Origin of the sequence: Nocardioides sp. (assembly GCF_035703625.1) — a bacterium.
In the GTDB taxonomy this organism is placed as follows: Bacteria; Actinomycetota; Actinomycetes; order Propionibacteriales; family Nocardioidaceae; genus Nocardioides.
In genome coordinates this window covers 1-7,450 of sequence record NZ_DASSXS010000207.1, presented here as the reverse complement: position 1 = coordinate 7,450, position 7,450 = coordinate 1, and the positions used below count along the sequence as shown (strand labels likewise).

The window sequence follows — 7,450 nt, the reverse complement described above, 5'->3', positions numbered from 1 at the left end:
GTGCGCTCGATGGTCTACCTGGCCCTGACCTACGACCACCGGCTGGTGGACGGCGCCGACGCCGCCCGCTACCTGTCCGAGGTCAAGCAGCGGCTCGAGGCCGGCCAGTTCGAGGTCTGAGCACCGCCCCCGCGACGTAGTCGCGGGGGCCCAGTGCGATGAGGTTGAGGAGCGTCGGCTCAGGCCGCGCGTGCGCGGACTGAGCGACGCGTCTCGAAACCCCGGAAGTGTCGGCAGGGTGGTGCCCACGCGTCGCCCTGCATCCGTCCAGGGGTTTCGAGGCTCAGGCGCCAGAGCGCCTTCGCACCTCAACCTCCGGTACGCCGGTCGCGGTTTGACCGACGCGCGGGCACGATGGGGTGATGCGCATCCTCATCGCCGGGGCATCTGGCTTCCTCGGTTCACACCTCGTCCAGCGCTTCCGCACCGACGGCCACGACGTGACCCGGCTGGTACGCCGGACGGCGTCCGGGTCGGACGAGTCCGCATGGGACCCCTACGCCGGCGAGCTCGACCAGGACGCGGTCGAGGCCGCCGACGTGGTCGTCAACCTGGCGGGCACGCCGACGGCCGGCAATCCGCACTCGCAGAGGTGGGCCCGGGAGCTCGAGGAGAGCCGGGTGACCACGACCCGGGTGCTGGCGGGCGCGATCGCTCGCGCCGAGGGGAAGCCCGCCTTCCTGGCCGGCAACGGGATCAGCTTCTACGGCGACCACGGCGCCGACCAGGTCACGGAGGAGAGCGACAGTCGCGGCGACGCCCTGCTGACCCGGGTCACGCAGGTGTGGCAGGCGGCGGCCGAGCCCGCCGCGGAGTCCGGCGCCCGGGTGTGTGTCCTGCGGACCGCGCCCGTCATGGACCGTCGGAGCCCACCGCTGAAGCAGATGCGGGTCGCGTTCAGTCTCGGGCTCGGAACCCGGCTCGGCGACGGCCGGCAGTACTTCCCGATGATCTCGCTGCGGGACTGGGTCGGGGCGGTCGCGTTCCTGGCCGGCAACGACTCCGTCTCCGGCCCGTTCAACCTCTGCTGCCCCGAACCCCCGACCAACGGCGAGTTCACCGAGACTCTCGCCTCGGCGCTCGGGCGCAAGGCGTTCCTGTCGGTTCCGAAGGTGGCCCTCAAGGTGGGAGCGGGCCAGATGTCGCCCGAGCTCCTGGGCTCGGTCCGGGCGCGCCCGGCCGCCCTGGAGAAGGCCGGCTACGAGTTCCTCGACCCCGACGTCAGGGCCGTGGTGGCCGCGGCGCTGGCCTGACCTCGGCCACCCGCCACGTCCCCGCCACCCGGCGCAGCGTCACCAGCCGGGTGGACGGGCGGTCCCGCGGCAGGGGGATGCGCAGTCCGCGGCCCACCGCCCGGCCGCCGACCACCCGGTCGGTCACCTCGAGCGTCATCCGTCCGGGGGCCCGGAACCGCAGTGCGGCGCCGAGCACCTGCGTCCGGAGGCCGATCACCCGCAGCCCCCGGCCGGCGTACGCCGCGAGCAAGTCGTGGTCGCGGCGTCCGGTGCGTGAGCCGGGGGCGTAGAGGTCGGCCAGTGCCGCGGGATCGCCCCCGGCCCAGGCACGCGAACGCTGGTGGTCCCACTCACGGAGCAGCGACAGGGCATCTGCCGTGGGTCGGGTGCCGGCGCGGTCGGCATCGGCACGGGTGCACGCGGTCGTCACCAGCAGGACCGCGAGGAGGACGAGACATTGCGGCTTCATCCCCCTCCCCTACCCACGTCCGGACCAGGGGCCGAGGTTCATCCACAGGGGTAGGCTGCGGGCGTGTCTCCCGACTACCGCATCGCCGGCCTCGGCTCCGACGCGGTCGAGTACGTCGCCGCCTGGGATCTCCAGCGCGAGGTGCACGCCGCGGTGGCCGCCGGCGAGTCCCCCGACACCGTGCTGCTGCTCGAGCACCCGCCCGTCTTCACGGCGGGCAAGCGGACCGAGCCGCACGAGCGGCCCGCCGACCCCGGCGGCGCCCCCGTGATCGACGTGGACCGCGGCGGCAAGATCACCTTCCACGGCCCCGGACAGCTGGTCGGCTACCCGATCGTGACCCTGCCCGACCACGTCAAGGTGGTCGACTACGTGCGCCGTGTCGAGGAGGCGCTGATCGGGGTCTGCCGCGAGTTCGGCGTCACCACCGCCCGGATCCCCGGCCGCAGCGGCGTGTGGCTCCGTGCCGACGACCGCGGGCCCGAGCGCAAGGTCGCCGCCATCGGCATCCGGGTCAGCCGCGGGGTGACCATGCACGGCTTCGCGCTCAACTGCGACGTCTCCCTGAGCTGGTACGACCGGTTCGTCCCCTGCGGGATCGCCGACGCCGGCGTCACCTCGCTCAGCTCCGAGCTCGGTCGTCCGGTCACCGTCACCGACGTCCTGCCGAGCGTGGAGCGGCACCTGACGCAGTACCTCTCCTGGGCGCCGTACACGCCCACCCCGGACTACGAGCCTCGCCCGGAGCCCGGACGCACCCCGCGCATCGAGCTGGTGACTCCCTAGCGCCGGCCGGGTGGGTCAGTTGATGGTCAGCTGGCCGATCGGCTGACCGGCACCGCCGCTGACGCTCTCCACGACGATCGACACCGGCGTCTGCTTGACGACGACCTTCACGTCGACCGACTCCCCCGGCGAGGCGTGGACGTTCGGCTCGTTGATCCTGGCCCCGCCGAAGGGCTCGGCGGTCAGCTGGTAGGCATCGGGGAGCCGACCCACGTTGGTGAGGGTCACCGTCACCTCGTCGCCCGCGCCGGCGGTGTCCGGGCCGTCGAGCTTCACGGCGAACGGTGAGGAGCTGTCGGGAGCCTCGGTCGTCTCGGGCGCGGACGGCTCCTCGGTGGGCGAAGCGCAGGCCGCCATCGGGAGGCAGGTGAGGGCGAGGAGCAGGCCGGCCAGGGTGCGTCCGAGCGCGGTCCGGCGAAGCGACGAGACGGTCATGCAGGCAGACCGTACGCGAGTCCGCCGATGCCGGACGGGTTGGCCTCCCGGCGTAGAGTGGGCCGACGTGACGCACGCTCCATCAACCGCACCGAACGCCGACGGCCGCAGGCTGCTGCGCCTCGAGGTCCGCAACGCCGAGACCCCGATCGAGCGCAAGCCGGAGTGGATCAAGACCCGGGCGAAGATGGGCCCGGAGTACAAGCAGCTCCAGGCGCTGGTCAAGGCGGAGGGCCTCCACACGGTCTGCCAGGAGGCCGGCTGCCCCAACATCTTCGAGTGCTGGGAGGACCGCGAGGCGACCTTCCTCATCGGCGGCGACCAGTGCACCCGCCGCTGCGACTTCTGCCAGATCGACACCGGGAAGCCCGAGCCGCTCGACCGCGACGAGCCCCGCCGGGTCGCGGAGTCCGTGCGCACCATGGGGCTGCGGTACGCCACCATCACCGGCGTCGCCCGCGACGACCTGCCCGACGGCGGCGCCTGGCTCTACGCCGAGACGGTCCGCGCCATCCACGAGCTCACCGCTGACATGGAGGGGGGCGCCACCGGCGTCGAGAACCTCATCCCCGACTTCAACGCCAAGCCCGACCTGCTCCGCGAGGTCTTCGAGTCCCGCCCCGAGGTGCTCGCCCACAACGTCGAGACCGTCCCGCGGATCTTCAAGCGGATCCGGCCGGCCTTCCGCTACGACCGCTCGCTCAGCGTGCTGACAGCGGCCCGTGACTTCGGGCTGGTCACCAAGTCCAACCTGATCCTGGGCATGGGCGAGACCCGCGACGAGGTCAGCCAGGCCCTGCGGGACCTCCACGACGCCGGGTGCGAGCTGATCACGATCACCCAGTACCTCCGCCCGTCCGCCCGACACCATCCCGTCGAGCGGTGGGTCAAGCCCGAGGAGTTCGTCGAGCTCAAGGACGAGGCCGACCAGATCGGCTTCTCGGGCGTGATGTCCGGTCCCCTCGTGCGCTCGTCGTACCGCGCCGGACGCCTGTACCGTCAGGCCATGGAGGCCCGGACCGCCTCCACCGCCTGATCCATCACTCGAAGAAAGCCAGGCCGCACCGTCATGCCCAAGGACGTAGACCCGGAGAAGATGAGCCGGCGCCAGCAGTTCGTCGCCACCTACCGGATGGCCAAGCAGAGTGACCGCCACGTGGGCCTGTGGATCCTCGGCGCGTTCGTGCTGGGTGCTGCGCTCGGCTTCGGCGTGTTCTGGTTCCTGCCCGGGAGCGGGGTGATCGGACTCGTCATCGCCGTGGCCGGTGGGCTGATGCTGGGCCTCCTCCTCGCACTGGTGGTGTTCGGGCGCAGGGCGCAGAAGTCGGCGTTCCGGCAGATGGAGGGCCGGCCGGGGGCAGCAGGTCAGGCCCTCGGCATGCTGCGCCGTGGCTGGAAGACGGACCCGATGATCGCCTTCAACAAGCAGCAGGACGTGGTCCACCGCGTGGTCGGCCCGCCAGGCATCGTGCTGGTCGGCGAGGGCAACCCCAACCGGCTCCGAGGGCTCCTGACCAACGAACGTCGCAAGCACGAGCGGGTCGCGTCCGAGATCCCCATCCACGAGGTCGTCTGCGGCAACGGCGAGGGCGAGGTGCCCCTGCCCCGGCTGGTCAAGCACATCACCAAGCTCGGCAAGAACGTCAAGCCCGCCGACCTCACCGACGTGCTCAACCGGCTCAAGGCCCTCGACGCCAGCAGGTCGAACATCCCGCTCCCGAAGGGACCGGTCCCGACCAGCATGAAGGGCCTGCGCGGCCAGATGCGCGGCCGCTGAGGCGGGCCTGCGTCAGCCGGCCAGCTTCGACGGGTCGACCACGTCACCGGCCGGAGGTGCAGCGATGTCGACCGGCTCGTCCCAGTCGCTGAGCTCCATCTCCATCGCCATCTTGCCGGAGCTGCCGACGTCCATGGTCATGTCCAGCTTGCGCATCCGGTTCTCGTCGTCGAGCCACAGGTCGTAGTCGAGGGTCTCGGGCACGTCGGCCTGCGCCTGGCCCGGAAGCTGCTGGAACTGCTCGATCTTCGAGGGATCGACCGCGACCTCGTAGTGGGCGAGCGTCTCACCGTCGACGTCCTCGTCGCCCACGAACACGACCGAGGTCAGGCCCTTGCCGAGGGACTCCGTCGCGGCGAGCGGGTCCATCATCTCCGTGACCTGGTCCATGCCGGGCGGCAGGCTCTGAGGGTCGGAGAGGTCGAACTTGATGAACTTGTCGTTGCTCATCTGCCCCATGTTCACGTACATGACGTTGTCGACGAGCCTGATGTCGATCGGCTGCTCGCCCATCGCCGGAGACTCCATGGTCATGGCCATCTGTGGCGGGTCGGTGGTGTAGTCGATGTCGCCCTCGCCGTGGATCCCCTGGCCGGCCACGTCCATGTGCATGGTCATCTTCGCCGTCGTCGAGGCTTCGAGGCCCGCCTTCAGGTCGTCGACGAAGGCGGCCGTGTCGACCTCGCTCCCCTCCTCGGGCGCCGACGCGTCCTGCGACTCGGAGGCGGAGCTCGACGAGGCAGCGGGTGACGCTTCGTCGTCGGCGCCACAGGCGGCCAGGCCACCCAGCATCAGCGGGAGCGTCAGGGCAGCCAGGCTGCGGCGCAGGGTCAGGGAAGAGCGCATGAGAGGTCTCCGGAATCGAGTCTCGGTGGTCCTGCCCACGATAACCGCGGGCCGAAACCGCCGAGCCGGTTTGCTCAGGTTGACGGCCGGATCGTGACCGTGACCGAGCCCGCCGCGAGGTCGTGCAGGCCGCGCCCGTCCGGACGGAACACCAGCGGCGGGATCACCAGGCAGACCATCACCTGCCGCAACAGTGCTCGCAGCAGGTCGACCGGTCGACCGCTGCCGTCGTTGCGTACGACGCGGAGCCGGGTGGCCAGCTTGCCGAACGACCCACCCGCCACGGCGGTCAGCACACTCGACTCGAGCGCGAACACCACCAGGGTGTAGAAGCCCGAGGCCTGGTTCTCGCTCCAGCCGCCGGGCCCGAGCACGACCACCACGACCAGCATGGAGGCGAGCCAGTCGACGAACAGGGCGATGATGCGACGACCCCAGGACGCGGTCTCGATCGGCGGCGGGGGCACCGCGACAGGCTACCGACGGGGTGGACCGGTCCGGGCCGCAGGACCCTGTTACATCGGCGAAACAAACCGGATACGGTCAAGAAACTGCCCCTGCCTAGGTTGCGGGCAGGTGCGGCGCAAGGCCGCACCCCACTTTTCGAAGCCCGACTTTGCTGGTCGCCCCGGATGCGGCCGAGGAGGACGAATGTTCGCAAACAGCGACGAGTTGCTGAAGTTCATCTCGGACGAAGGTGTCGAGATGGTCGACGTCCGGTTCTGTGACCTGCCCGGGGTGATGCAGCACTTCACGGTGCCGGTCTCCTCGTTCGACCAGGCCGTCTTCGACGACGGGCTGAACTTCGACGGCTCCTCGGTCCGCGGCTTCCAGGCGATCCACGAGTCGGACATGTCGCTGTTCCCCGACCCGACGACGGCGTACCTCGACCCCTTCCGCGAGGCCAAGACCCTCGTCGTCAACTTCTTCATCCACGACCCGCTCACCGGCGAGGCCTACTCCCGCGACCCGCGCAACATCGCGCGCAAGGCGCAGGCCTACCTCGCCAGCACCGGCATCGGTGACACCGCCTTCTTCGCGCCCGAGGCGGAGTTCTACGTCTTCGACTCGGTCCGGTTCGAGACCCGGCAGAACGCCGGTTTCTACCACATCGACTCCGAGGCCGGCGCCTGGAACACCGGCTCCGAGGACAACAACCGCGGCTACAAGGTGAAGTACAAGGGCGGGTACTTCCCCGTCGCGCCGTACGACCACTTCGGCGACCTCCGCGACGAGATCGTCACCGAGATCGAGAAGACCGGCCTCGTCGTCGAGCGCGCCCACCACGAGGTCGGCACCGCCGGCCAGGCGGAGATCAACTTCCGGTTCGACGAGCTGCTCGTGACCGCCGACAACGTCATGAAGTTCAAGTACCTGGTCAAGAACGTCGCCTGGCGTAACGGCAAGACGGCGACCTTCATGCCGAAGCCGATCTTCGGTGACAACGGCTCGGGCATGCACTGCCACCAGTCGATCTGGAACAACGGCGAGCCCCTGTTCTACGACGAGGCGGGCTACGCGGGTCTCTCCGACACCGCTCGCTACTACATCGGCGGCCTGCTCAAGCACGCGCCGTCGCTGCTGGCGTTCACCAACCCGACCGTGAACTCCTACCACCGGCTGGTGCCCGGCTTCGAGGCGCCGGTCAACCTGGTCTACAGCCAGCGCAACCGGTCTGCGTGCATCCGGATCCCGATCACCGGCTCCAACCCGAAGGCCAAGCGGGTCGAGTTCCGCTGCCCGGACCCCTCGGCCAACCCCTACCTCGCGTTCTCCGCGATGCTGCTGGCCGGGATCGACGGCATCAAGAACAAGATCGAGCCGCACGAGCCGGTCGACAAGGACCTGTACGAGCTGCCGCCCGACGAGCACGCCGACATCCCGACCGTGCCCACCTCGCTG

At 70.2% G+C, this 7,450-nt stretch carries 10 protein-coding genes; 6 read left to right on the top strand and 4 right to left on the bottom strand.

Going from position 1 to position 7,450, the window contains the following annotated elements:
* Positions 1-120, top strand: a 120-nt coding sequence (locus tag VFN12_RS10255; RefSeq protein WP_325118560.1) for a 2-oxo acid dehydrogenase subunit E2, incomplete at its 5' end; no start/stop codon positions are given.
* 242 nt (positions 121-362) lie between these two features.
* A complete protein-coding gene (locus VFN12_RS10250) occupies positions 363-1,253 on the top strand; it encodes a TIGR01777 family oxidoreductase (RefSeq protein WP_325118559.1) in 891 nt (296 codons plus the stop codon).
* Here VFN12_RS10250 and VFN12_RS10245 read toward each other — a convergent pair.
* Positions 1,222-1,704, bottom strand: coding sequence for a hypothetical protein (locus VFN12_RS10245; protein WP_325118558.1), 483 nt, complete (start codon positions 1,702-1,704; stop codon positions 1,222-1,224). The genes VFN12_RS10250 and VFN12_RS10245 overlap by 32 nt on opposite strands.
* 63 nt (positions 1,705-1,767) lie before the next feature.
* Here VFN12_RS10245 and lipB point away from each other — a divergent pair, with 63 nt between their 5' ends.
* A complete protein-coding gene (lipB, locus tag VFN12_RS10240) occupies positions 1,768-2,490 on the top strand; it encodes a lipoyl(octanoyl) transferase LipB (protein WP_325118557.1) in 723 nt (240 codons plus the stop codon).
* Between the two features lie 15 nt (positions 2,491-2,505).
* Here lipB and VFN12_RS10235 read toward each other — a convergent pair whose 3' ends face one another.
* A complete protein-coding gene (locus tag VFN12_RS10235) occupies positions 2,506-2,925 on the bottom strand; it encodes a hypothetical protein (RefSeq protein ID WP_325118556.1) in 420 nt (139 codons plus the stop codon).
* A 67-nt stretch (positions 2,926-2,992) separates the two neighbouring features.
* Here VFN12_RS10235 and lipA point away from each other — a divergent pair, with 67 nt between their 5' ends.
* Both lipA and VFN12_RS10225 read left to right on the top strand, forming a co-directional pair.
* The gene (gene lipA / locus VFN12_RS10230; RefSeq protein WP_325118555.1) at positions 2,993-3,961 is read left to right on the top strand and encodes a lipoyl synthase; all 969 of its coding nucleotides are present in this window, start codon (positions 2,993-2,995) and stop codon (positions 3,959-3,961) included.
* 33 nt (positions 3,962-3,994) lie between these two features.
* Positions 3,995-4,702, top strand: coding sequence for a DUF4191 domain-containing protein (locus tag VFN12_RS10225; RefSeq protein ID WP_325118554.1), 708 nt, complete (start codon positions 3,995-3,997; stop codon positions 4,700-4,702).
* A 12-nt stretch (positions 4,703-4,714) separates the two neighbouring features.
* Here VFN12_RS10225 and VFN12_RS10220 read toward each other — a convergent pair whose 3' ends face one another.
* Together VFN12_RS10220 and VFN12_RS10215 are read right to left on the bottom strand one after the other, a co-directional pair.
* Positions 4,715-5,548, bottom strand: coding sequence for an LppX_LprAFG lipoprotein (locus VFN12_RS10220; RefSeq protein WP_325118553.1), 834 nt, complete (start codon positions 5,546-5,548; stop codon positions 4,715-4,717).
* Positions 5,549-5,622: 74 nt separating this feature from the next.
* Positions 5,623-6,015, bottom strand: a complete 393-nt coding sequence (locus VFN12_RS10215) for an RDD family protein (RefSeq protein ID WP_325118552.1) — start codon at positions 6,013-6,015, stop codon at positions 5,623-5,625.
* A gap of 184 nt (positions 6,016-6,199) precedes the next feature.
* Between VFN12_RS10215 and glnA the strand changes: the two genes are divergently transcribed.
* Positions 6,200-7,450, top strand: a 1,251-nt coding sequence (gene glnA, locus VFN12_RS10210) for a type I glutamate--ammonia ligase (protein WP_325118551.1), incomplete at its 3' end; no start/stop codon positions are given.